The following is a 22,633-nucleotide window of genomic DNA, read 5'->3' on the forward strand; positions in this document are numbered from 1 at the left end:
TACTTTAAGCAAAGACAGACTATGACGGTTTGGAAGATTTGCTTTTCAAAGCTTGTTTTGCCTCTTTTCTTGCTTGGCGATTTTGCTTGATGCGCCATTCTCGCTCAAAGTAGGACATGGTTTCAAAGACTCTTCTAGGAAAGTCAACATCCAGTAAATGAATCGGAATTATCAAGTCGACAGCAGGTTTAGCACTTGAAAATTTACTTCGCAGTCGATTCCATAGAGATTTCGTTTTTACAAGGTCTTTGTCAAAAAAACAAACTTCAATCTGGTAAAAATCCCTCGAACTTCTACCACCCTTGATTCTCATAAGAGAAAATGTTTCTACTTGCCTCCAGGAATAAAACTGCCAGTCTTTCTTTGGATGTGGCTTATAGAAAAAACCTTGAGTCGTAAATTTTAAATACTCTTTGCCTGATAGAAGAATCTGCATCCGTTCATACAAGAGCCAACCAACAATAATGAGTAGGAATCCAACAAAAGCAATTAATACTATGATTCCCATTGAATCTTCTTCGGGATAAATCAGCAAAAAAGATAGTATATAAGTAAAAAACACTAACTCGACCAAACAGAGAAGAATAGTCCAGATGACTTTCTTGCTGCTCCATTTTATGATTACTTCTTCCATTATACCAATTCACTTAAATATTCATAGCGTTCGTATTTTTCAAGAAGTTCTTCGTTTTTCTCGTCTAGCTCTTTTTGAAGAGTCGCTAGTTTACCAAAGTCAGAGCCATTTGCCTGCATCTCCTCTTCAATAGCAGCGATACGATTTTCTAAGGCTTCAATATCGCCTTCAATGCTTGCCCACTCCTGCTTTTCTTGGTAGGTCATGCGTTTCTTGTCTTCTCGAACCTTGACCACTTTCTCCTTTTCGGCCTTTTGCACTTGATTGGCCATATCAGTTTCAAAGGTTTTTTCATCAAGATAGTCGGTGTAATGACCAAAGAAAGGACGAATCTTGCCATCCTCAAAAGCGAGAATCTTGGTCGCTACCTTATCCAAGAAATAACGGTCGTGGCTAACTGTCAAGACAGGCCCAGCAAAACCTTGCAAGAAATTCTCCAAAACTGTCAAGGTCGCAATATCTAGGTCATTTGTCGGTTCGTCCAAAAGAAGAACATTGGGTTTTTCCAAGAGCAATTTGAGAAGATAAAGGCGTTTTTTCTCGCCGCCTGACAACTTCTCAATCAAGGTTCCATGCGTCGAACGTGGGAAGAGGAACTGCTCCAGCAACTCAGCGATGGAAGTCGTAGAACCACCACTGATCTTAACCTCTTCTGCCACTTCCTGCAAGTAATTGATAACTCGCTTGCTTTCATCCAAGCCCTCAATTTGTTGAGAGAAATAGGCGATGCGAACCGTCTCACCGATGATAACTTGGCCTTGAGTTGATTTCAGACTTCCTGCAATGAGATTAAGAAGAGTTGACTTCCCGACACCATTGTCCCCAACGATTCCAATGCGGTCTTTGGCCTGCACCAAGAGATTAAAATTTTGTAAAATCGGCTTATTCTCATAAGCAAAGGAAACATCTTGAAACTCGATGACTTTCTTCCCAATCCGAGTGGTCTCAAAATTCATGCTCAAGTCTGTCTCAGCAACGCCACCTGAAACTTCCTTTTTCAGGTCATGGAAACGATTGATACGAGCCTGTTGCTTGGTCGCACGCGCCTGCGGTTGTCTGCGCATCCAGGCCAATTCTTGCTTATAAAGTTGTTCCTTTTTATGGAGAAGTGTCGCTTCACGCTCATCTTGTTCTGCCTTGAGGCGAACATAGTCCTGATAATTTCCCTGATACTCGGTCAAGCCTGCTCGGTCCAACTCGAAAATCCGTGTTGACAAAGCGTCTAAGAAATAGCGATCGTGGGTGATAAAAAGGACGGTTTTCTTAGAATTTTTCAAAAAGAGAGTCAGCCACTCAATGGTCGCAATGTCCAGGTGGTTGGTCGGCTCATCCAGTAGCAAGAGATCGTGGTTTCCTAGGAGAACTTGCGCCAACTGAACCCGTCTTCTCAGACCACCTGACAATTCACCAACTGGAGTCGACAAGTCCTGAATACCCAACTTGCTGAGAACCGTCTTGACCTGACTTTCAATTTCCCAAGCTTGGAGAGAGTCCATTTCCGCCATGACACGTTCCAAACGAGCCTGCTTGTCCTCACTGTAGTTGAGCATGATCAACTCATACTCACGAATGAGCTGGATTTCCTTGAGGTCGCTGGAAAGAACCGTATCCAAGACCGTCTTGCTATCATCAAAATCTGGATTTTGAGTCAAGTAGCCAATCTGATAATCATTCTTAGCTGAAAAGGGGCTGACGTCCCCATCAAAGCCAGAAGTGCCAGAAAGGACGTCCAAAAGGGTTGTCTTACCCGTTCCATTAACACCAATCAGACCAATTCTATCCAAGTCATGGATGATAAAGGAAATATCCTTAAAAACGGTCTTGTCTCCGACGGATTTGCTTAGTTTTTCAACGATAAAATCACTCATTTTTTCTCCCTCAGGTAAGCATGGATTGCTTGACGATCATTTTCCAACTCTCCATCGACAATGGCAAACTCAATCTCTGTTAAAATCTCTCCCAAGTCTGGTCCTGGCTGGTAACCATATTCCTTAATCAGAACTCCTCCGTTAATCTGGATTTCTTTCTTATCATGAATGGTCAAACTCTGGTAAGTTTCTGTGATGGCTTGTGGGTTGACTTCTTTCCCTTGAGCCTGACGAAGACTTTCAGCTTGTAGAAGGGAATCCAAGTCAAAGCGGTAACAATCGCGCTTGCTCAGCTCTCCTTCTTCTCGCAAAGCCAAAATAGTCAGCAAATCCTGTACTTGCTTGGCAAACTGGCGTGAGGTTTTCCAAGCTTTCAAAAATGGCTGTGCATCTTTAATCTCCAAAGCCCACAAGAGGGCCGCCCAGGCTTGTTCAGAAGATTCAAAAGTGAAATCAGTCTCCAAAACAAACAGTCTGTTGAGCTTGTCCTGGCTTCCTGCCATGTCTGGAAGATAGTCATAAGCTCGACTCTCAATCATGGAAGACAGACCAACTCGCCAAAAAGGTGCCAGCAAGAGTTTATCAAACTCAACGAAGGTGCGCTCTACAGAAATTTTCTCCAAGAGTGGCGTCAAGGTCTTCATCGCCACAAAAGTTTCTGACTCAAGTTTAAAACCGAGACTGGCCTGAAAACGAAAACCACGCATAATACGCAAAGCATCTTCGTTGAAACGTTCACTAGCCACTCCAACTGCTCGCAAGACTTGGTTTTTCAAATCTTCTAAACCATTGAACAAATCAATGATTTCGCCTGTTTCATCCAGGGCAAAAGCATTGACTGTAAAATCACGACGCTTGAGGTCTTCCTCTAGCGAACGCACAAAGGAAACCGCACTGGGTCTACGATAGTCCACATAGACATCCTCTGTTCGAAAGGTTGTTACCTCATACTCCTCGTCCCCATCTAGGACCAAGACGGTTCCGTGCTCGATTCCGATGTCAGCTGTGCGAGGGAAAATCTGCTTGGTTTCTTCTGGATAAGAAGACGTCGCGATATCCACATCGTGGATGGGACGATTGAGGAGGGCATCTCGAACAGAGCCCCCAACAAAATAGGCCTCAAAGCCTGCTTCTTTAATTTTTTCTAATACTGGTAAAGCCTTCTGAAATTCAGAAGGCATTTGCGTTAATCTCATAATAAGTGTTCTAATCCATAGACAAGCTCATGACGCTTGACAACTTCTTTGATTCCCAAATTCACCCCTGTCATGAAGGAGCTGCGATCATAGGAGTCATGACGAAGGGTCAATCCTTCCCCCTGATTGCCAAAGATGACTTCCTGATGGGCTACCAAGCCTGGTAGACGGACTGAGTGGATGCGCATGCCATCAAAGTTAGCACCACGAGAACCTGCAATCAATTCTTCCTCATCAGGCGCACCTTGCTGAATAGACTCTCGAACTTCCGCCATTAACTCGGCAGTTTTAATAGCTGTTCCACTCGGAGCATCTTTTTTCTTGTCATGATGGAGCTCGATAATCTCTACATTTGGGAAATATTTGGCAGCCTGCGCCGCAAATTGCATCAGCAAGACAGCTCCCAAGGCAAAGTTAGGGGCAATCAAGCCACCCAAATCTTGTTCACGGGAAAATGCTTTGAGTTCTGCAATTTCTTCACTAGTGAATCCTGTTGTTCCTACGACTGGGGCAAAGCCATTTTCAAGAGCAAAGCGTGTATTTTCGTAGGCAACAGCTGGTGTGGTGAAATCCACCCAGACATCCGCTTCAAAACCAGCCAAGTCAGCCTTATCATTGAATACAGGAACCCCCTGCCATTCTGATTCAGACTCAAAAGGATCCAACACTGCCACCAAGTCCAAGTCAGGATCAGCCAAGACCATCTGACAAGCGGCCTGGCCCATCTTTCCCTTAAACCCAGCAATAATCACTCGAATACTCATCTCTACTCCTATTCAAGATACAAAGGACGTTAGCTGCCCATGAAAAATAGGGAATGGCGCTGACTTTCCACGAAAGGCAAGACAGGCATCTTTTTTCAAGAGGCAGATAGTCCGTGTTCAATTTCTAAGATACAAAGCCTGTAAGAACACAAAGTGAAAATAGGAGTTCTGATCAAGGAGTGTCTACTCCTTGGAAGAACTATCTTTTTCACACAGGGTTCCATGCGTGTTCAATTGCTAAGATACAAAGGACCTTAGCTGCCCATGAAAAATAGAGAATGGCACTGACTTTCCATGAAAGGCAAGACAGGCATCTTTTTTCAAGAGGCAGATAGTCCGTGTTCAATTTCTAAGATACAAAGCTTGTAAGAACAATCTAGACGACTGGCGTATAGCTTAAAGCGATACTACCTTCTCCAAGGTGGGTCCCAATGACACTACCAAAGGTTACAATTGGAATCTCAGCAGTCACACCACTCTCCATCAAAAGCTGACGTAAGTCCGCTGCCTTTTGAGGAGCATTGCCATGGATGACTGTTATACGGTAGTTCCCATCTTTTGTCAACTCCTTGATGATTTCCACCAAACGTTTAATTGCTTTCTTTTCTGTACGAACTTTTTCGTAAACTTCAATCACACCTTGGTCATTGAAGTAAAGAATAGGCTTGATACTGAGGAGATTCCCTAAGACGGCTGCCCCATTTGACAAACGTCCTCCCTTAACCAAGTGGTCGAGGTCATCTACTATGATAAAGGCTGAATTATCAGCAATTTGAATCCCCAACTTCTCCTGAATCTGGGCAAAATCATCGCCTTGTTCTGCCCATTCAAAGGCACTCTCTACCATAAATCCTAGAGGGGAACTTGTGATATGGGTATCTGGAAAGGCAATGGTCAAGCCATCATACTCATCCAACATGTATTGGATGTTCTGATAAAAACCTGAAATTCCTGACGAAAGAAAGAGTCCCAAGACATGGGTATAACCCTCGTCTTTCAAAGAACTAAGAATCTCATCCAATTTGGCAATACTTGGTTGACTAGTTTTAGGCAATTCTACAGACTGAGCCATTTTTTGATAAAATTCCTCAGCAGTCAGATTGACACCTTCAACATACTCTTCCCCATCAATATTGACAGGAATATCCAAGATAAATAGATTCTCTCTTTGCAGCGTCTTCTCCTCTAAATAGGCTGAAGAATCTGTAATGACAGCTAATTTCATGACTAAAACTCCAAATTGATCCCTGGAAGATCCAAGGCGATTTCTGTTACTTCATACGTCAAACGGTTGAGCATGTTCAAGCATGGACGTGCCAAGGTTTCAACTTCTTCTTGGTTAAATTCACTTGGTTCGTTAACAATACGACCTTCCACATGGTTAACTTGAGAAATCGTTCCACTGATAACAAATTTGTCAAAGACAATCATAAAGCTCAAGATAACAACTAGCGAGGTTACTTGGTTTTCTTGGTCGTATTGGAGCAACTGGAAATTCACATCTACCTTGGTTTCAGGAGCCCCATTTTCATTTTCCCATTCAAAGTTACGAGCATCAAAGTGATACTGGCTAACAAATTCTTGTTCTCGTTTAAGATTCATTTCTCTCTCCCATTGCTACAATTTACTATGCAATTGTACCACATTTTTATCATTTCATCTAGTTTTCTAGGCTTTAGTCAATACCGATCTCATCTTTAACAACAGTAGCAATCGTATCTACATAGTAATTGACTTCTTCTGTTGTAGGTGCCTCTGCCATAACTCGCAATAGAGGTTCGGTACCACTTGGGCGAACAAGGATACGGCCGTTTCCTGCCATTTCTCCTTCCATCTTTTCGATGATTGCCTTGATGGCTGGTACTTCCATGGCTTTTTCTTTCATGGCATTTTCCACTCGGATATTGACCAGTTTTTGTGGGTAAATCGTTACTTCTGATGCCAGTTGAGACAAGGTTTTACCGGTTTCCCGTATAACTTTTGTTAGTTGAACGGCAGTTAACTGTCCATCACCTGTCGTATTGTAATCCATCAAGATAACGTGACCAGACTGTTCACCACCAAGGTTATAGCCTGATTTTCTCATTTCTTCGACGACATAGCGGTCACCAACCGCAGTGACTGCCTTATTGATGCCTTCACGATCCAAGGCCTTATGGAACCCAAGGTTAGACATAACCGTTGTCACGATGGTGTTTTGAGCTAACTGGCCTTTTTCAGAAAGGTATTTCCCGATGATGTACATGATCTTATCACCATCAACGATGTCACCATTTTCATCAACAGCAATCAAACGGTCACTGTCTCCGTCGAAGGCTAAACCAATAGCTGACTGGCTTTCTTTGACTACTTCTTGAAGAGCTTCTGGGTGAGTTGAACCAACATTCAAGTTGATATTAAGACCATCTGGTGTCTCACCGATAACTGTCAACTGAGCACCAAGATCAGCGAAAATCTGGCGAGCACTTGTAGACGCTGCACCGTTCGCTGTGTCCAAGGACACTTTCATTCCCTCAAGAGGCGTTCCAGTTGAAACAAGGTAGCCTTCATACTTACGCAAACCTTCTGGATAGTCCACTAAGGTTCCCAAGCCTTCGGCACTTGGACGAGGAAGAGTGTCTTCGGTAGCATCTAGCAAGGCTTCAATTTCTACCTCTTTTTCATCATCAAGTTTGAAACCATCCCCACCAAAGAACTTAATCCCATTATCGAGGGCTGGGTTGTGGCTGGCAGAAATCATAACACCTGCACTGGCTCCCTCAGTTTTGACCAAGTAAGCTACTGCTGGTGTTGCAAGGACACCAAGTTTGTAGACGTGAATCCCTACAGAGAGAAGACCTGCCACCAAGGCTGATTCTAACATTTCTCCTGAGATACGTGTATCACGTCCTACAAAGACTTTAGGGGCTTCTGTTTCGTGTTGACTGAGGACATATCCACCAAAACGGCCTAGTTTAAAAGCCAATTCTGGTGTCAGTTCTACGTTTGCTTCTCCACGGACTCCATCGGTCCCAAAATATTTACCCATTTTATTTATCATCCTTTTCTATTATTTATTATTGTTTAGACGAATCTGATTTTGTTTCTGAACTCGTTGAAGACGAACTGCCTTCTGAGGAACTTGTTGACGAGTTACTTGAACTAGACGTTGCTGTTTTTGTTGTAATTTTCATAGTTGTGTCAAACGGCATAATGACGCTTGGTAAGACATTTCCATTTTTATCGACTGCTTGTAGAGGAACAGAGGACGAGTAGTTTCTAGTTATCCGTTCACTCGTCGGTAAGATGGCAATGACACGATCTACTTTGGAGAGGGTTTCCTCATCACTAATAACCGTTACTTTTTCATCTGATACAGTAACTGTATCGATTTTCACGCGAGAATCAATCTGACTAGGATCAATCTCCGGCACAACAATGACATTGTCTCGTTTTGCTTTTTTACCAACCTTCACTGTTATCTTTTGCGGTGTCGCAACAGCCGTCAAACCACTCGGTAAATTTTCAATAGTCAGAGGAACTTCGATGGTTCCTACACTAGCATCAGAAAGATCAGCCGTCACCTTAAATTTGCGGGTACTTTCCTGCATCTCACTCGCTAAAGCAACTCTGTTTGAGCCTGTTAGAAAGACCGTCACCTCAGATGTAAAACCACTGATAAAATACTGATCACTGTCATACTGAATATCAATTGGGACATTAAGAACTGTGTTTGTATAAGTCTCCGTCCGCACCTGTCTGGCACTGTTGCTATTCTGATAGTTTGTCAATGTTGCATAGATAAAGAGAATGCAGGCGAAAAAGAAGGAAGAAATGATGTATAGACTATTTTTTCTCATGTTTCAATCCTCCTAGCAAGCGCTCTTTCAGACCTTGCTTTTTCTCTGATTTTGGAAGTAAGATTCTTCTCAATTCAGATTCAAACTCTTCCAAGGTCAAATCGTGCTTAAAGACTCCATTATAGGTGATGGAGATTCCACCCGTTTCTTCCGAAACCACAAAGGTAAGAGCATCTGATACTTCCGACAAACCAATCGCCGCCCTGTGACGCGTTCCAAACTCCTTGGAAATCCCGGTATCTTCAGTCAAGGGTAGATAGGCTGAAGTTACAGCAATTCGGTCTTCCTTGATAATGACAGCACCATCATGCAAGGGAGTATTGGGAATAAAAATATTGATAAGCAATTCAGCCGAAATTTTAGCATCTAAAGGAATCCCTGTCGAGATATATTCCTGCAAGGTTCTCACTCTCTGAACCACTACAAGCGCCCCAATCTTACGAGGGCTCATGTATTCAACTGATTTCACAAATGCACGGACCATCTGCTCTTCCGCACTAATAGGGGCATTGGAGAAGAAATCAGTAGCCCGGCCCAATCGCTCCAAACCAGTCCGAATCTCTGGTGAAAAGATAACCACCGCTGCAATCACCCCGTAGGTGATGATCTGATTGATCAACCAGGAAATAGTCGTTAAACCAATCATATTGGAAAGAATCTGGGCTAGAATAAAAACTAAGACTCCACGGACCAATATCATAATCTTGGTGCCTGCAATAGCTTTAGTAAAATGATATAAAATATAAGTCACAATGAGAATATCAATCAGATTGGTGACTATACTCCAAGGACTTGAAAACAAACTCGTCCAGTATTGTAAATTGGATAATTGTTGAAAATTCATCCTTGGCCTCCTCCCTGTCAAAACACTTTACTCATCATTATACCATTTTTTGCCCATTTTTTCCCTATCCTACCTCATTTTAAATTAAGCAAAAATATGATAAAATAAACTGATTAGAAAAAACGAAGGAGAAATCATGTCTCAACTTTATGATATTACCATTGTAGGTGGCGGTCCTGTTGGGCTCTTTGCTGCCTTTTACGCCCACCTACGCCAAGCCAAAGTCCAAATCATCGACTCCCTTCCCCAGCTCGGTGGTCAACCAGCCATCCTCTACCCTGAAAAGCAAATCCTTGATGTGCCAGGTTTTCCAAACTTAACCGGGGAAGAATTGACCAATCGCTTGATTGAACAGCTAAACGGCTTTGATACCCCTATTCATCTTAATGAAACAGTTCTTGAGATTGAAAAACAAGAAGAAGGCTTTGCCATTACAACCTCTAAAGGTAGTCACCTGACTAAAACCGTTATCATTGCTATGGGTGGTGGCGCCTTCAAACCACGTCCGCTCGAATTGGAGAACGTTGAGGACTATGAAAATATCCACTACCATGTTTCCAACATCCAACAATACGCTGGCAAGAAAGTAACCATCCTTGGTGGTGGAGACTCAGCTGTGGACTGGGCTCTAGCTTTTGAAAAAATTGCGCCAACTACTCTCGTTCACCGTCGAGATAACTTTCGCGCCTTAGAACACAGTGTGCAAGCTCTACAAGAATCGTCTGTAACCATCAAGACACCGTTCGTTCCTAGCCAACTTATCGGAGATGGAAAAACACTCGATAAACTAGAAATCACCAAAGTCAAATCAGATGAAAACGAAACTATCGAAGTAGACCATCTCTTTGTCAACTATGGTTTCAAATCTTCTGTCGGTAACCTTAAAAACTGGGGTCTGGACCTCAACCGTCACAAGATTATCGTCAACAGCAAGCAAGAATCCAGCCAAGCAGGTATCTATGCTATCGGCGACTGCTGTTACTATGAAGGAAAAATTGATTTGATTGCGACAGGACTGGGGGAAGCTCCAACAGCTGTTAACAATGCCATCAACTACATCGACCCTGACCAAAAAGTGCAACCAAAACACTCAACAAGTTTATAAGAAAAGAACCACGAATTGAATAATCCGTGGTTTTATAGTTCATCTGCAATCTTGTTTATTTTTCTAAGTCTGTGATTGACGCCACTTTTGGTTAGGGGATTGCTCAGGCTATCTGCCAACTGCTGGATAGAGTAATCTGGGTGCTGGATTCGCAACTGAGCCACCTCTTGCAAATCCACAGGTAAATTTTCCAAACCCATTCTATCTTTGATTTTACTGATATTATTAATGGTCTTCATACTAGCAGAAACCGTTCGAGCGATATTGGCTGTTTCAGCGTTATTGGCTCGATTGAGATCGTTACGAGTTTCACGCAAAATCTTGACACGCTCAAAATTATCACGCGCCTGCATGGCCCCAATCACGATCAAGAAATCCATGATGTCTTCCGCACGCTGGAGATAGGTAACTGCACCTTTCTTGCGTTCAATAACCTTGGCGTCCAATAAAAACTGCTGAAGGAGAGAGGCCAATCCTTGGGCATGGTCCAGATAAACGGAACTAATCTCCAACTGATACTTACCAGACTCCGGATCTCGGATGCTACCATTTGCCAGAAAGGCCCCACATAAGTAAGCACGACCAGCTTCTTCATCTGCTAAAATATCCGGATCGATGCCTGTCTCCAAACCAAAGAAGGAATCCGCAAGTCGCAAATCAGCCAAAAGCTCCTGCACCCTCTCATCGGTATAGACCGTATAGACACGATTCTTACGAAGATTGCTTCTCTGATAGTGACGAATCTCTGACTTGATATCATAGAAATGGAGAAAGGATTCATAAAGGTGACGAGCCAACTTGGCATTTTCAGTCACGACTGACAAGGTCAAGCCTGAAGTCGAGAGACCGATACTGCCAGACATCTTGATAATTGCCGACAGCTCATGACGACTGAGATGATGTTGACCAAGAATTTCTTCTTTTACTGCAACTGTAAAACTCATTTTCTCACCTGTATGATGCGCATCAATTCATCTACAATCAAATCGCCATCATGGAAGGCTCCTCCATTTTCCAAACGAAGGAAGTTGGATGAAATCACACGAGGAACCTGTTTGCAAAGACCAGCAAAGTCATGCTCTACCTGAACCAAATACTCATCAAAACGGTTGGTATCCATGTATTCTCTAGGTACCTTTTCGATATTGACCAAGACCGTATCAATAAAAGGCCGACCTAAGTGTCGATGGAGGACTTCTACGTGGTCACTGTCTGAAAAGTGCTCTGTTTCCCCACGCTGGGTCATGATATTGCAGACATAGGCTATCTCTGCCTTGGTATCCAAGAGAGCCTGCCCAATCTCCTCAATGACAATATTGGGCAAAATCGATGTAAAGAGGGAACCAGGCCCCAAGACGATCATATCACTCTCGAGGATAGTATTGACCACTCGACGGCTGGCTTGGGGTGTTTCATCATCCAAGGTATTGGTCACATAGACATGGTCGATCATACCTGGATGATCTGCAATGTGGCTCTCACCTGCCACCTCAGAACCGTCTTTAAAGACTGCATGCAGTGTCAGAGGCTGATTGCTTGATGGGTAGATTTTTCCTGTTGTGTGGAAAAAGAGACTTAGCAGCTGCATGGCATTATAAGTGGACCCTTGCATTTCAGATAGGCCAGCAATGATAATATTTCCTAGCGGATGACCCGCAAAAGCTCCAGCCTCTTCTGAGAAGCGGTACTGAAAAACTTTCTCATAAAATTTAGGCATATCCGACATGGCTACCAGAACATTGCGAAGATCACCTGGTGGTGTCAGCTGTTGGATATTCTTTCTTAGTTCACCAGAAGATCCACCATCATCAGCTACCGTTACGATGGCTGCGATATCAACATCCTTTTCTCGCAAGCTTTTCAAAATGACGGGGATACCAGTTCCTCCACCAATTACCGTTATCTTTGGTTTTCTCATGAACGGTTTACCGTTTCCTTTCTTCTGTCTTTGTCACGATGGCTTTCATTGACAGGCCAGTTTTTAGCAAGGTCCTCAGCGATTCGCTTAGCAAAGGCAACACTACGGTGCTGTCCACCTGTACATCCTACTGCAATGGTTAAAACAGACTTGCCTTCTTTTTTGTAACTTGGCAAAATGGGCTCAATCAAGGCGAGTAAGTGTTGATAAAAACTTTCAGACTCTTCATGATTCATCACATAGTCATAAACTGCTTGATCCTCACCTGTCTGATTGCGAAGTTCAGGGAGGTAGTATGGATTTGGCAAGAAACGGACATCAAAGACCAAATCTGCATCGATCGGGATACCATACTTGAATCCAAAAGACATGACCTCTATACGGAAAGACTGGGCCTGTTCTTGGTCTGAAAATTGCTCAGCAATGGTTTTACGAAGTTCACGCGGAGTAAGTTCTGTCGTATCCACCACATTTTGGCTCATGTTTTTCAAAGGTGCCAAGAGCTCGCGCTCCAGCTTGATGCCGTCCAAAATCCGACCATCCGCTGCTAGAGGGTGACTCCGTCTGGTTTCCTTGTAACGGGCCACCAATTCCTTATCTTTTGCATCCAAAAAGAGAATTTTGAAATCCAAATCATCTTGGTTTTCCAATTCATCCAAAACTGCCTGAATCTCTGAAAAGAAGGAACGGCTCCGCATATCGACTACCAAGGCCAGTTTGTGGTCATCATCCTTGGTCTCTACCAACTGCAAAAACTTTGGCAAGAGGGCTGGTGGCATATTGTCAATAGTGAAATATCCCAAATCCTCGAAGGACTGAATGGCTACCGTTTTCCCTGCACCACTCATCCCTGTCACAATCACCAGGTGAAGTTGTTTCTTTGTCATCTATCTCTCCTTATATCAAAAAAAGTTTGGCAGAGCCAAACTTCAACTAGCTTATCCAATCTCTGCGATCACTTCAATTTCGACTTTTACATCACGAGGAAGACGTGCAACCTCTACAGCTGAACGAGCTGGAAATTCCTCTTTAAAGGCAGTCTGGTAAACCTCGTTAAAAGGAACAAAGTCATTCATATCGCTCAAGAAGCAAGTTGTTTTAACAACATGGTCAAAGTCTGTTCCTGCTTCAGCCAAAATAGCAGCAATGTTTTTCAAAACTTGTTCTGTCTGTTCTTGGATCGTTTCTCCTACAATTTCTCCAGTTTCAGGAGATAGGGGAACTTGACCGCTAGCAAACAAAAGATTGCCAACGATTTTCCCTTGAACATAGGGTCCGATAGCCTTTGGAGCTTTGTTTGTATGAATTGTTTTTGCCATTTCTTTCCCTCACAATTTTTCTAATATTGCATCCCAAGCCTGATCCATCCCTGCTTTGCTGACAGATGAAAAGAGGATGAAGTTGTCACTTGGGTCAAAGTTTAATTTCTTTTTGATTGCTGATTCGTGCTTATTCCACTTACCACGAGGAATCTTATCTGCCTTAGTCGCAACGATGATAACCGGAATCTCATAATACTTGAGAAATTCGTACATCTGCACATCATCTGCTGACGGGTCATGACGGAGATCCACCAGACTGACCACGGCACGGAGGTTTTCCCGAGTCGTCAGGTACTCCTCAATCATGCGCCCCCACTTTTCACGTTCCTTTTTGGAAACGCGGGCATACCCATAACCTGGTACATCCACAAAACGCATCTTGTCATCAATGTTAAAGAAGTTGAGCAGCTGGGTTTTCCCAGGTTTTCCTGATGTACGGGCCAGATTCTTGCGGTTCAACATGGTGTTGATAAAGCTAGACTTGCCAACATTTGAACGACCTGCAAGGGCGATCTCTGGCAAGTCATCCTGCGGATAGTGGGACTTGTTTGCCGCACTAAGCAAGATTTCAGCATTGTGTGTATTGATTTCCATAGTCACCTCTAGGCTGTTTCCAGGATTGGTTTTTCTGTTCCATCGACAGCTTCTTTCGTGATGCGGACCAATTTCACATTTTCTTGACTTGGCACTTCAAACATAACGTCTAGCATGGTTTCTTCTATGATAGATCGAAGACCACGCGCACCAGTTTTACGCTCTATAGCCTTATTGGCAATCTCTTGAAGGGCTTCATCGTCAAATTCCAACTCAACGTCATCATAAGAAAGCAAGGTTTGGTATTGTTTGACCAAGGCATTTCTTGGTTCTTTCAAGATGCGAACCAAGTCATCAACCGTCAATTGCTCAAGAGCAGCAAAGACAGGCAAGCGTCCAATCAACTCAGGGATAATACCGAATTTTTGAATGTCTTCTGCGATGATTTCTTGCATGTAGGAGCTGTTTTCGTCAATCGCCTTGTTATTTTGCCCAAAACCGATGACTTTTTCTCCCAGACGTTGTTTAACGATTTCTTCGATGCCATCAAAAGCACCACCCACGATAAAGAGGATATTTTTAGTATCCACCTGAATCATCTCTTGTTGTGGATGTTTGCGTCCTCCTTGAGGTGGCACGCTAGCGACAGTTCCCTCGATAATCTTGAGAAGGGCTTGTTGTACCCCTTCGCCCGAAACGTCACGTGTGATAGACACATTCTCGCTCTTCTTGGCAATTTTGTCAATTTCATCTACGTAGATAATCCCACGTTCTGCACGTTCGATGTTAAAGTCAGCAGCCTGCAAAAGTTTGAGGAGGATATTTTCCACGTCCTCACCCACATAACCAGCCTCAGTCAGAGCTGTCGCATCTGCAATAGCGAAAGGCACGTTCAAGCTCTTAGCCAAGGTCTGAGCCAAGAAAGTTTTCCCTGAACCAGTTGGGCCAATCATCAGGATATTTGACTTCTGCAAATCCACATCTTCTGACTCTTCACGCGTATCGTGGAAATTGATGCGTTTATAGTGATTGTATACAGCCACTGCCAAGGCACGTTTGGCACGATCCTGACCAATCACATAGTGGTTTAAGATATTGAGGAGTTCGATTGGTTTTGGTACTTCAGACAAGTCTGCCAAAACTTCCTCGGCCAACTCCTCCCGAATGATTTCCTGGGCCAACTCCACACATTCATTACAGATAAAAGCGTTGTTCCCAGCGATTATTTTCTTTACTTCTTCTTGGCTTTTGCCACAAAATGAGCAATAAACCATCATATCATTTTTCCTATTTGTAGGCATGATTTCCTTCCATTCTAATTTATCATTCTATCTAAAATAAGGTCATATAAAAAGCGTGGACACTGTTGACCAGATTGGTAAAAGCATTCAACCAGAGTAAGGCAGACAGTCCATAGCGCTTCTTACGAAAAGCCTGTGCTCCAGTCAAAATACAGATCACACACAAAAAAGCTGTAAAAAATCCAAATATACTGCGCTCCATTAGACTTCCTTTCTATCTCGGTATTCGATGGTAAAATCATAGTCGTTTTTCTCATCTCGGGTATAAGATTTGCTTGCAACCGTCTCAAAACGAGACAAGTCAAACTCCTCAGGGAAATAGGTATCTCCCTCCACCTGAGCATGAATCTGTGTCACGATGATTTCATCTAAATAAGGCTCAAAAGCCTGAAAAATCTGCTTTCCGCCAATGATATAGAGATTTTTTTCCTGACTCTGATACCACGCTAAAACAGACTCCACATCTTGAAATACGAGCGCCCCATCTATGACTTCTTCGCTATTTCGCGTTAAAATCAGGGTTTGCCGTTTTGGAAGCAGACGACGTCCCATACCATCAAAGGTCACTCGTCCCATCAGTATAGCATGATTTAAAGTTGTTTCCTTAAAATGTTGCAACTCTGCTGGCAAATGCCAAGGGAGACGATTTTCTTTCCCAATCACACCTTTTTCATCTTGGGCCCAAATGGCTATGATTTTCTTTGTCATGCTTCCGTCCTTTTTATTGATAATACTATTTTATCAAAATTCTCCCAAAAAGGCTGTTTTGAAACGCGCGCAAAAGAGAGAAAAGGAGCAGGCTTCATTTAGCCTGCTCCTCTCGTCCCTAGGACATATATTTTTTGGCTTCTGATTCGATTTTTTCGACCACTTCCTGGATACTCAGTCCAGTTGTGTCAAGGTAAACTGCATCCTCAGCCTGTTTGAGAGGTGAGGTTTCACGATGACTATCCTTGTAGTCACGTGCCGCAATTTCCTCTTTCAACGTTTCCAGGTCAGTTTCAATCCCTTTAGCAATATTTTCCTTGTAACGACGCTCTGCTCTTTCTTCAACAGAGGCCACTAGGAAAATCTTGAGTTCAGCTCGTGGTAAAACAACTGTCCCGATATCACGCCCATCCATGACGATACCACCTTGCTGAGCAATCTCTTGCTGGAGCGAAACCAGTTTCTCACGCACCTCAGGAATGGCAGCGATGCTTGAAACCTTGTTGGTCACTTCATTTTCACGAATAGGATGAGTGATATCCACATCCCCTACAAAAACAAGTTGTTCGCCTGTTTCTGAACGTCCAAAACTAATGGGGTGTTGGTTAAGAAGCTCAAGAAGTTGGTCTACATTTCCTGCATCCAACTGGTGCTTAAGCGCTATATAAGTCGCAGCACGGTACATAGCGCCCGTATCGAGATAAGTGTAACCAAAATCTTTAGCGACAATCTTTGCAACCGTACTCTTACCACTGGAAGCTGGACCATCAATAGCAATTTGAATTGTCTTCATTCCCGACTCCTATCTTGTCTTAATCACATCACCTGGGTTGGCAAACCAAGATCCAGATGACATGTGAGTAGGATTTAGGGCTTCTAATTGAGCAATGGAAATCCCTGCACGTTGAGCAAGAGCTGCCTCACCCTCTCCAGGATGCACAGTGAGTGTTCCTTCTCCTTCTGTATGTTCTTCCGAACTGCTCTCTGAAGGAGTTGTTTCAGAAGAAGATGTTTCCTCTACCTTGCTACTTGAAGATGACGATGCTTCTACTTTAGAACTTGAACTTGTAGAAGGAGACGATGTATCATAGAAGTCCTTCAAAGATGAAGTACGATTGCTTCCTCCGGTTGATAAGTAAATCAATACAACCACCATCGCTACAACGATCACAAAGAAGAGGCTAGCTAGAACTGTTAAGACACGATTCGCAACAGCGCCTTTTCCTTTTTGTTTACGGCGACGACGCTCTGATCTTGATTCTTCCTCACTATTTTCATAGATATCTTCTTGCCATGGTTCCTTTGCCATACCTTACTCCTTGTATTTTTTAAACTTTCTTATTACAATATAAATATGAAACTCACACTTATACCTGAACGGTGCATCGCCTGCGGGCTTTGCCAAACCTATTCTGAACTCTTTGATTACCATGATAATGGAATCGTTCGATTTTGCGATGATCCAGTTGAATTGCAAAGAGAAATCGCTGAGACCAGCGATGTTCTGGAGGCCATCAAAAATTGTCCTACACGTGCACTTCTAAAAGATCCATCATAGTTTAAAAGGGAGATTGATTTTGTAGATTCTCTTTATCACTTTAATCCCTTCACCTACTAGTTTAGCATATTTCTAGGTAAAATTATAGTCTTTTCCGGTTATTTTTTCCTTCAAAAATAGAAAGATCACTTTTTTCTTTGATGAGATAGAGTGGTCTTTTTTTGGTTTCCAGGTAAATCTTACTGATATACTTGCCTAGAATCCCAATAGTCAGGAGTTGAATCCCTCCAAGAAAGAGAATGACGGCCATCAGAGAGGTCCAGCCAGATGTTGGATTTCCCAAGATAAGGGTCCGAAACACTACAAAAACAGTCATCATAAAAGAAATAAAACAAGATAGGAGTCCAGCTACAAAGGCTATACTCAAGGGGAAATCTGAAAAGTTGAGAATCCCTTCAATCGAGTAGAAAAAGAGTTGCCTAAAACTCCAACTGGTCTTGCCAGCCTGTCGTTCAACGTTTGGATAATCAAGATAGTGCGTTTTAAAGCCCACCCAGGCAAAGAGTCCCTTAGAAAAACGATTGGATTCAGTCAGGGTTAAAATAGCATCTACCACAGACCTTCTCATCATCCGGAAATCACGGACGCCTGAGGGCAGAGCTACTGGGCTGATTTTTTGCATGAGGCGATAAAAAAGATCAGCACAGAAACTGCGAAATAGGGGTTCTCCCTCCCGACTGGTTCTCCGTGTCCCAACACAGTCCAAGTCAGCATTCTGGTCTAGTAAGGCTTTCATCTCAAGTAGCATGCTAGGAGGATCCTGGAGGTCTGCATCCATCACGACCACCAGGTCCCCAGTCGCATACTGTAAACCTGCGTACAGAGCTGCCTCCTTCCCAAAATTTCTCGAGAAAGAGATATAATGCACCGCAGGATTTTGCTCCCGATAAGCCTTCAAAAGAGCTAAGGTCCCATCGCTTGAGCCATCGTCTATAAAGACATACTCGACCTCTGCTCCCAGGTCAGGAAGCAAATCTTCAACAGACTGATAAAAAAGAGGAAGTACTTCCTCTTCATTTAAACAGGGGACAATGATCGAAATCATTATCTTAATCTTCAAATCCGTTTGGATGCTTACTTTGCCAACGCCATGCGTCTTCACACATTTTCGTGATATCAAATTCTGCTTCCCAGCCGAGTTCTGCTTTGGCTTTTGCAGGATCTGAATAGCAGGCAGCGATGTCTCCTGGGCGGCGTTCTACGATGCGGTAAGGAATAGGACGTCCCACTGCTTTTTCCATATTTTGAATAATTTCAAGAACAGAGTAGCCCTTGCCTGTTCCAAGGTTATAAATGTTAAGGCCAGACCCTTTTTGGATTTTTTGAAGAGCTGCAACGTGACCTTTAGCCAAGTCAACAACGTGGATATAGTCACGGACACCAGTTCCATCTTCCGTATCGTAATCGTCTCCGAAGACTTGCACTTGCTCTAATTTTCCAACAGCTACCTGAGTCACATATGGTAAGAGATTGTTTGGAATACCGTTTGGATTTTCTCCTAAATCTCCACTCTCATGTGCTCCGATTGGGTTAAAGTAACGAAGCAAGACCACATTCCATTCTGAGTCTGCTTTGTAGATATCGGTCAAGATTTCTTCTAGCATGAGTTTGGTACGACCATACGGATTGGTCACTGAAAGTGGGAAATCTTCTAAGATTGGAACTGTGTGAGGATCTCCATATACTGTCGCAGAAGAACTGAAGATGATATTCTTACAGTTTGCTTCTTCCATAACTTTTAAAAGACTAAGAGTTCCAGCGATATTGTTGTCATAGTAGGCAAGAGGGATACGGGTTGATTCGCCAACAGCCTTTAAGCCCGCAAAGTGAATCACACCAGTCGGTTCTTCCTGCTTGAAAATATCTCTGAGAGTATCTGTATCACGGATATCTGCCTCATAGAAAGGCACTTCAACCCCTGTAATTCTCTCAACAACTTCTATACTTTTACGATTGCTATTGACAAGATTATCCACTACAACAACTTGATGACCCGCTTGGATCAACTCAATAACAGTGTGGGTTCCGATAAAACCAGCACCACCCGTTACCAAAATTTTTTCTTGCATCTTTTTTCCTCGATTCTCGAATTATTTTTTCTTATTTTACCATTTTTGATAGGGAATGTCATTTGCCATCCTAGAGGGGAGACTAAAATTTCAGTAAAATGCTTATACTCTTCGAAAATCTCTTCAAACAACGTCAGCTTCACCTTGCCGTGGATTGGTATGGTTACTGACTTCGTCAGTTCTATCCACAACCTCAAAACAGTGTTTTGAGCTGACTTCGTCAGTTCTATCTACAACCTCAAAGCCGTGCTTTGAGCAGCCTGCGGCTAGCTTCCTAGTTTGCTCTTTGATTTTCATTGAGTATTATTCGCTTTTTACTCGTTTGACATAGTTTTCAATTGGATAGTTTACTGGGTCCAGAGTCAATTCCTTGTCTTGGATCAGTTGAGCTAAATGATAACCAATGATAGGGCCGGTTGTGAGGCCTGATGAACCTAGACCACTAGCCGCATAGACACCTGCTAAACCAGGTACTTGCCCAAAGAAAGGTGAGAAATCACGAGTATAGGCACGGATTCCCACACGCTCAGCTCTGGAAGTCGCTTTAGCTAAGGCTGGATAGTGAGGCAAGGCCGCATCCTCCATTTGTTGGAGCAAGGTTTCATCTACCGTCAAATCAAATCCCATGTCATTTTCATGAGTAGCGCCTAAGGACAATTTCCCACCTGCAAAAGGAATCAAATCCCACTCCCCTTCTGGCATGACAACAGGGTATGATTCTAGATCTTCGGAGAGTTGATAATCTCGGAGTTGCCCCTTTTGGGGACGAACATCTACCTCATATCCTAAAGGCTCCAAAATGTCCCCCAACCAAGCTCCTGTCGCCAAAATAACCCGTTCAAACACCTCTTCGCCAATCTGATAGCCGGATGCTAAAGGTATCAGACTCACTTTTTCTTTGACCAACTTGACCTGACTGGCTTCTAGTAAACGAGTCACTAAGAGGTGGCCATCTACTCTCGCCCCACCAGAAGCATAGAGCAAGTGGTCAAATCCCTGCAAACCAGGGAATAATTCATTTGCAGACGCTTGGTCCAGAATAGCTAACTGGCCTATCAAGGGAGATTCTTCCCTGCGCTGAAGGGCTAGCTCATAGAGTTCTTTCAACTTGGATTCGTCCTTTTTCAAGAGAAAAACTCCTGAGCGTTGGTAAAAGTCGATTTCCTGACCAGACTTTTCTAAATCAGCCAACAAATCCACATAAAAGTCAGCCCCCAAGCGTGCCATCTTGTACCAAGCTTTATTACGTCGTTTTGAAAACCAAGGACTGATAATTCCCGCTGCTGCCTTGGTAGCCTGTCCCTGCCCATGGTCAAAGACGGTTACCTCAAGGTCACTTTCTTTCGAGAGGTAGTAGGCAACTGTTGCCCCCACAATCCCTGCTCCAATAATGGCAACTTTTTTCATTGTCTTCACCTTCTAACTAGATATGGTGGAAAGGGTTTGTCGATTCCTGACTAGGCAAGATATCAATGCCCCAGTCTTTCTCTTCCTTCCATTGAGTAAAAAGTGCTACGATTCTTTCCACAAAAAGCACTTCTATATAGTGGCCTGGGTCCAATGCCAACAAGCCATCTGACAACATATCCTGAGCTGTGTGGTAATAGATATCACCAGTGATATAGACATCTGCCCCCTTTGCTAAAGCATCAGGATAGAAAGACTGCCCACTACCACCACAGATGGCTACTCTTGAAATAGGCTTCTGCAAATCACTCTCTTGATAATGCACCATGCGAAGACTATCTAGACCAAAAACATGTTTGACATGACTGGCAAATTCTTCATATGTTTGAGGTTGAATGTCACCAATACGCCCAATCCCACGTTCTGGACCTGTTTCCTGAAGATAAGTCGTCTCCTTGATACCTAGCATCTGGCAGAACCAGTCATTTAGGCCATTATCAACGATATCAATATTAGTATGGCTGACATAAACTGCGATATCATGCTTAATCAAATCAATGTAAATCTGATTTTGTGGACGGCTAGCTACCAAATCCTTGATGGGACGGAAAATCGGCGCGTGCTTGGCGATAATCAAATCCACACCCTTTTCAATGGCCTCTGCCACTGTCTCTTCACGAATATCCAGAGCAACCATGACCCTTTGGATATCCTTGTCTAGAGTTCCGATTTGCAGGCCACGACTGTCTCCCTCCATTGAAAATTCCTGAGGGCAAAAGCCTTCATACGCGTTAATCACTTCACTTGCTAGCATGGAGAACCTCCTTGATGGCTTGAATTTTATCTACAAGAACTTGACGTTCCACCAGATTTTTTTCTGGGATTTGTCCGAGGGCAAATTCTAGCTTAGTAGCTTCTTTTTGCCATTTTTTGATAAAGACTGGGCTGACTTCTTTGGACAAGAAGGGACCAAAGCGAACATCACTGGCAGATAACTTCATTTGTCCTGCTTCCACAACTAGAATTTCATAAAACTTGCCTGCTTCTTCTAGGATGCTTTCTGCCACAATCTGAAAATCGTTATCTTGCAACCAGATACGCAAGTCGTCTTCACGATTATTGGGCTGGAGGATTAAACGCTCTACATTAGCTAGCTTTTCCAAACCTTCTTGCAATATGGTAGCAATCAAACGACCACCCATACCTGCAATGGTGATGACTGACACTTGGTCAGTCTCTTCAAAGGCTGCCAAGCCATTGGCTAAACGGACTTGGATTTTCTCATTTAGGCCGTGAGCTTCAACATTTTTGACCGCAGACTGATAGGGTCCTTCCACAACCTCACCTGCAATGGCACTTTTAATTTGGCCTCTTTCGACCAAATCGATAGGTAGATAAGCATGGTCACTCCCCACATCTAGTAAAATGGCCCCCTGTGGCACAAAGGAAGCCACCAATTCTAATCTCTTTGAAATCATCTTCTCTCACTTTCCAAAACTCTATTACCTCTTATTATACCATATTTCGGCTAGCAATCTTGCACCTAAAAAAGACCGCAATCCACAG

General features: G+C 43.3%; 25 protein-coding genes. 2 read left to right on the forward strand and 23 right to left on the reverse strand.

Annotated elements, in window-relative coordinates; all coding sequences use genetic code 11:
• Positions 1-19: 19 nt before the first annotated feature.
• The 9 genes from HMPREF9188_RS07120 to cdaA form a co-directional block, all read right to left on the reverse strand.
• Entirely contained in the window at positions 20-634 is a 615-nt protein-coding gene (locus HMPREF9188_RS07120) for a hypothetical protein (RefSeq protein ID WP_009730404.1), read from the reverse strand.
• Positions 634-2,502 (reverse strand): ABC-F family ATP-binding cassette domain-containing protein, encoded by a 1,869-nt coding sequence (locus tag HMPREF9188_RS07125; RefSeq protein ID WP_009730405.1) that lies wholly within the window; start codon positions 2,500-2,502, stop codon positions 634-636. The genes HMPREF9188_RS07120 and HMPREF9188_RS07125 overlap by 1 nt, the downstream gene beginning before the upstream one ends.
• Positions 2,499-3,698: a CCA tRNA nucleotidyltransferase gene (locus HMPREF9188_RS07130; RefSeq protein WP_083888897.1), complete on the reverse strand. Its 1,200-nt coding sequence runs from the start codon at positions 3,696-3,698 to the stop codon at positions 2,499-2,501. Before HMPREF9188_RS07130 ends, HMPREF9188_RS07125 begins: the two co-directional genes overlap by 4 nt.
• Positions 3,695-4,462, reverse strand: a complete 768-nt coding sequence (gene dapB / locus HMPREF9188_RS07135) for a 4-hydroxy-tetrahydrodipicolinate reductase (protein ID WP_009730407.1) — start codon at positions 4,460-4,462, stop codon at positions 3,695-3,697. The genes HMPREF9188_RS07130 and dapB overlap by 4 nt, the downstream gene beginning before the upstream one ends.
• Before the next feature lie 376 nt (positions 4,463-4,838).
• Complete coding sequence (locus tag HMPREF9188_RS07140) at positions 4,839-5,687, reverse strand: DegV family protein (RefSeq protein ID WP_009730408.1); 849 nt, start codon at positions 5,685-5,687, stop codon at positions 4,839-4,841.
• 2 nt (positions 5,688-5,689) lie between these two features.
• The gene (locus HMPREF9188_RS07145; protein WP_001050095.1) at positions 5,690-6,064 is read right to left on the reverse strand and encodes a DUF1149 family protein; all 375 of its coding nucleotides are present in this window, start codon (positions 6,062-6,064) and stop codon (positions 5,690-5,692) included.
• 73 nt (positions 6,065-6,137) lie between these two features.
• Positions 6,138-7,490 (reverse strand): phosphoglucosamine mutase, encoded by a 1,353-nt coding sequence (gene glmM / locus HMPREF9188_RS07150; protein ID WP_009730409.1) that lies wholly within the window; start codon positions 7,488-7,490, stop codon positions 6,138-6,140.
• A gap of 28 nt (positions 7,491-7,518) precedes the next feature.
• Complete coding sequence (locus tag HMPREF9188_RS07155) at positions 7,519-8,301, reverse strand: CdaR family protein (protein ID WP_001230923.1); 783 nt, start codon at positions 8,299-8,301, stop codon at positions 7,519-7,521.
• Positions 8,288-9,145 carry a diadenylate cyclase CdaA gene (gene cdaA, locus HMPREF9188_RS07160; RefSeq protein ID WP_001011078.1) on the reverse strand — a complete coding sequence of 286 codons (858 nt, stop codon included), beginning with the start codon at positions 9,143-9,145 and terminating at the stop codon, positions 8,288-8,290. Before cdaA ends, HMPREF9188_RS07155 begins: the two co-directional genes overlap by 14 nt.
• 136 nt (positions 9,146-9,281) lie before the next feature.
• On the opposite strand from cdaA, the gene HMPREF9188_RS07170 reads away from it, so the two are divergent.
• Positions 9,282-10,250 (forward strand): NAD(P)/FAD-dependent oxidoreductase, encoded by a 969-nt coding sequence (locus tag HMPREF9188_RS07170; RefSeq protein ID WP_009730410.1) that lies wholly within the window; start codon positions 9,282-9,284, stop codon positions 10,248-10,250.
• A gap of 32 nt (positions 10,251-10,282) precedes the next feature.
• Here HMPREF9188_RS07170 and whiA read toward each other — a convergent pair whose 3' ends face one another.
• From whiA to HMPREF9188_RS07220, 9 genes are all read right to left on the reverse strand, one after another.
• Positions 10,283-11,194 carry a DNA-binding protein WhiA gene (whiA, locus tag HMPREF9188_RS07175; RefSeq protein ID WP_009730411.1) on the reverse strand — a complete coding sequence of 304 codons (912 nt, stop codon included), beginning with the start codon at positions 11,192-11,194 and terminating at the stop codon, positions 10,283-10,285.
• Positions 11,191-12,168 carry a YvcK family protein gene (locus HMPREF9188_RS07180; RefSeq protein WP_009730412.1) on the reverse strand — a complete coding sequence of 326 codons (978 nt, stop codon included), beginning with the start codon at positions 12,166-12,168 and terminating at the stop codon, positions 11,191-11,193. Before HMPREF9188_RS07180 ends, whiA begins: the two co-directional genes overlap by 4 nt.
• Positions 12,165-13,055: an RNase adapter RapZ gene (rapZ, locus tag HMPREF9188_RS07185; RefSeq protein WP_000163046.1), complete on the reverse strand. Its 891-nt coding sequence runs from the start codon at positions 13,053-13,055 to the stop codon at positions 12,165-12,167. The genes HMPREF9188_RS07180 and rapZ overlap by 4 nt, the downstream gene beginning before the upstream one ends.
• A 51-nt stretch (positions 13,056-13,106) precedes the next feature.
• Positions 13,107-13,487, reverse strand: a complete 381-nt coding sequence (locus tag HMPREF9188_RS07190; RefSeq protein ID WP_009730413.1) for a RidA family protein — start codon at positions 13,485-13,487, stop codon at positions 13,107-13,109.
• Positions 13,488-13,496: 9 nt separating this feature from the next.
• The gene (gene yihA / locus HMPREF9188_RS07195) at positions 13,497-14,084 is read right to left on the reverse strand and encodes a ribosome biogenesis GTP-binding protein YihA/YsxC (RefSeq protein WP_009730414.1); all 588 of its coding nucleotides are present in this window, start codon (positions 14,082-14,084) and stop codon (positions 13,497-13,499) included.
• An 8-nt stretch (positions 14,085-14,092) separates the two neighbouring features.
• The gene (clpX, locus tag HMPREF9188_RS07200; protein WP_002874765.1) at positions 14,093-15,325 is read right to left on the reverse strand and encodes an ATP-dependent Clp protease ATP-binding subunit ClpX; all 1,233 of its coding nucleotides are present in this window, start codon (positions 15,323-15,325) and stop codon (positions 14,093-14,095) included.
• A gap of 201 nt (positions 15,326-15,526) precedes the next feature.
• Complete coding sequence (locus tag HMPREF9188_RS07210) at positions 15,527-16,033, reverse strand: dihydrofolate reductase (protein WP_000162312.1); 507 nt, start codon at positions 16,031-16,033, stop codon at positions 15,527-15,529.
• 118 nt (positions 16,034-16,151) lie between these two features.
• The gene (gene cmk, locus HMPREF9188_RS07215) at positions 16,152-16,826 is read right to left on the reverse strand and encodes a (d)CMP kinase (RefSeq protein WP_009730415.1); all 675 of its coding nucleotides are present in this window, start codon (positions 16,824-16,826) and stop codon (positions 16,152-16,154) included.
• 9 nt (positions 16,827-16,835) lie between these two features.
• Positions 16,836-17,342 carry an SAG1386/EF1546 family surface-associated protein gene (locus HMPREF9188_RS07220; RefSeq protein WP_009730416.1) on the reverse strand — a complete coding sequence of 169 codons (507 nt, stop codon included), beginning with the start codon at positions 17,340-17,342 and terminating at the stop codon, positions 16,836-16,838.
• Positions 17,343-17,387: 45 nt separating this feature from the next.
• Here HMPREF9188_RS07220 and HMPREF9188_RS10255 point away from each other — a divergent pair, with 45 nt between their 5' ends.
• Positions 17,388-17,591, forward strand: coding sequence for a ferredoxin (locus HMPREF9188_RS10255; RefSeq protein WP_162279337.1), 204 nt, complete (start codon positions 17,388-17,390; stop codon positions 17,589-17,591).
• Between the two features lie 82 nt (positions 17,592-17,673).
• On the opposite strand, the gene HMPREF9188_RS07225 is transcribed toward HMPREF9188_RS10255, so the two are convergent.
• From HMPREF9188_RS07225 to HMPREF9188_RS07250, 5 genes are all read right to left on the reverse strand, one after another.
• Positions 17,674-18,636, reverse strand: coding sequence for a glycosyltransferase family 2 protein (locus HMPREF9188_RS07225; protein ID WP_009730417.1), 963 nt, complete (start codon positions 18,634-18,636; stop codon positions 17,674-17,676).
• A 4-nt stretch (positions 18,637-18,640) separates the two neighbouring features.
• Positions 18,641-19,660: a UDP-glucose 4-epimerase GalE gene (gene galE / locus HMPREF9188_RS07230; RefSeq protein WP_001156516.1), complete on the reverse strand. Its 1,020-nt coding sequence runs from the start codon at positions 19,658-19,660 to the stop codon at positions 18,641-18,643.
• 303 nt (positions 19,661-19,963) lie between these two features.
• A complete protein-coding gene (locus HMPREF9188_RS07240) occupies positions 19,964-21,067 on the reverse strand; it encodes an NAD(P)/FAD-dependent oxidoreductase (protein ID WP_000754682.1) in 1,104 nt (367 codons plus the stop codon).
• Positions 21,068-21,083: 16 nt separating this feature from the next.
• The gene (locus tag HMPREF9188_RS07245) at positions 21,084-21,881 is read right to left on the reverse strand and encodes a Nif3-like dinuclear metal center hexameric protein (protein WP_009730418.1); all 798 of its coding nucleotides are present in this window, start codon (positions 21,879-21,881) and stop codon (positions 21,084-21,086) included.
• On the reverse strand, positions 21,868-22,545 hold the full coding sequence (locus HMPREF9188_RS07250; protein ID WP_009730419.1) for a tRNA (adenine(22)-N(1))-methyltransferase: 678 nt from the start codon (positions 22,543-22,545) through the stop codon (positions 21,868-21,870). The genes HMPREF9188_RS07245 and HMPREF9188_RS07250 overlap by 14 nt, the downstream gene beginning before the upstream one ends.
• Between the last annotated feature and the right edge of the window lie 88 nt (positions 22,546-22,633).

Origin of the sequence: Streptococcus sp. F0441, assembly GCF_000314775.2 — a bacterium.
Lineage (GTDB): Bacteria > Bacillota > Bacilli > Lactobacillales > Streptococcaceae > Streptococcus.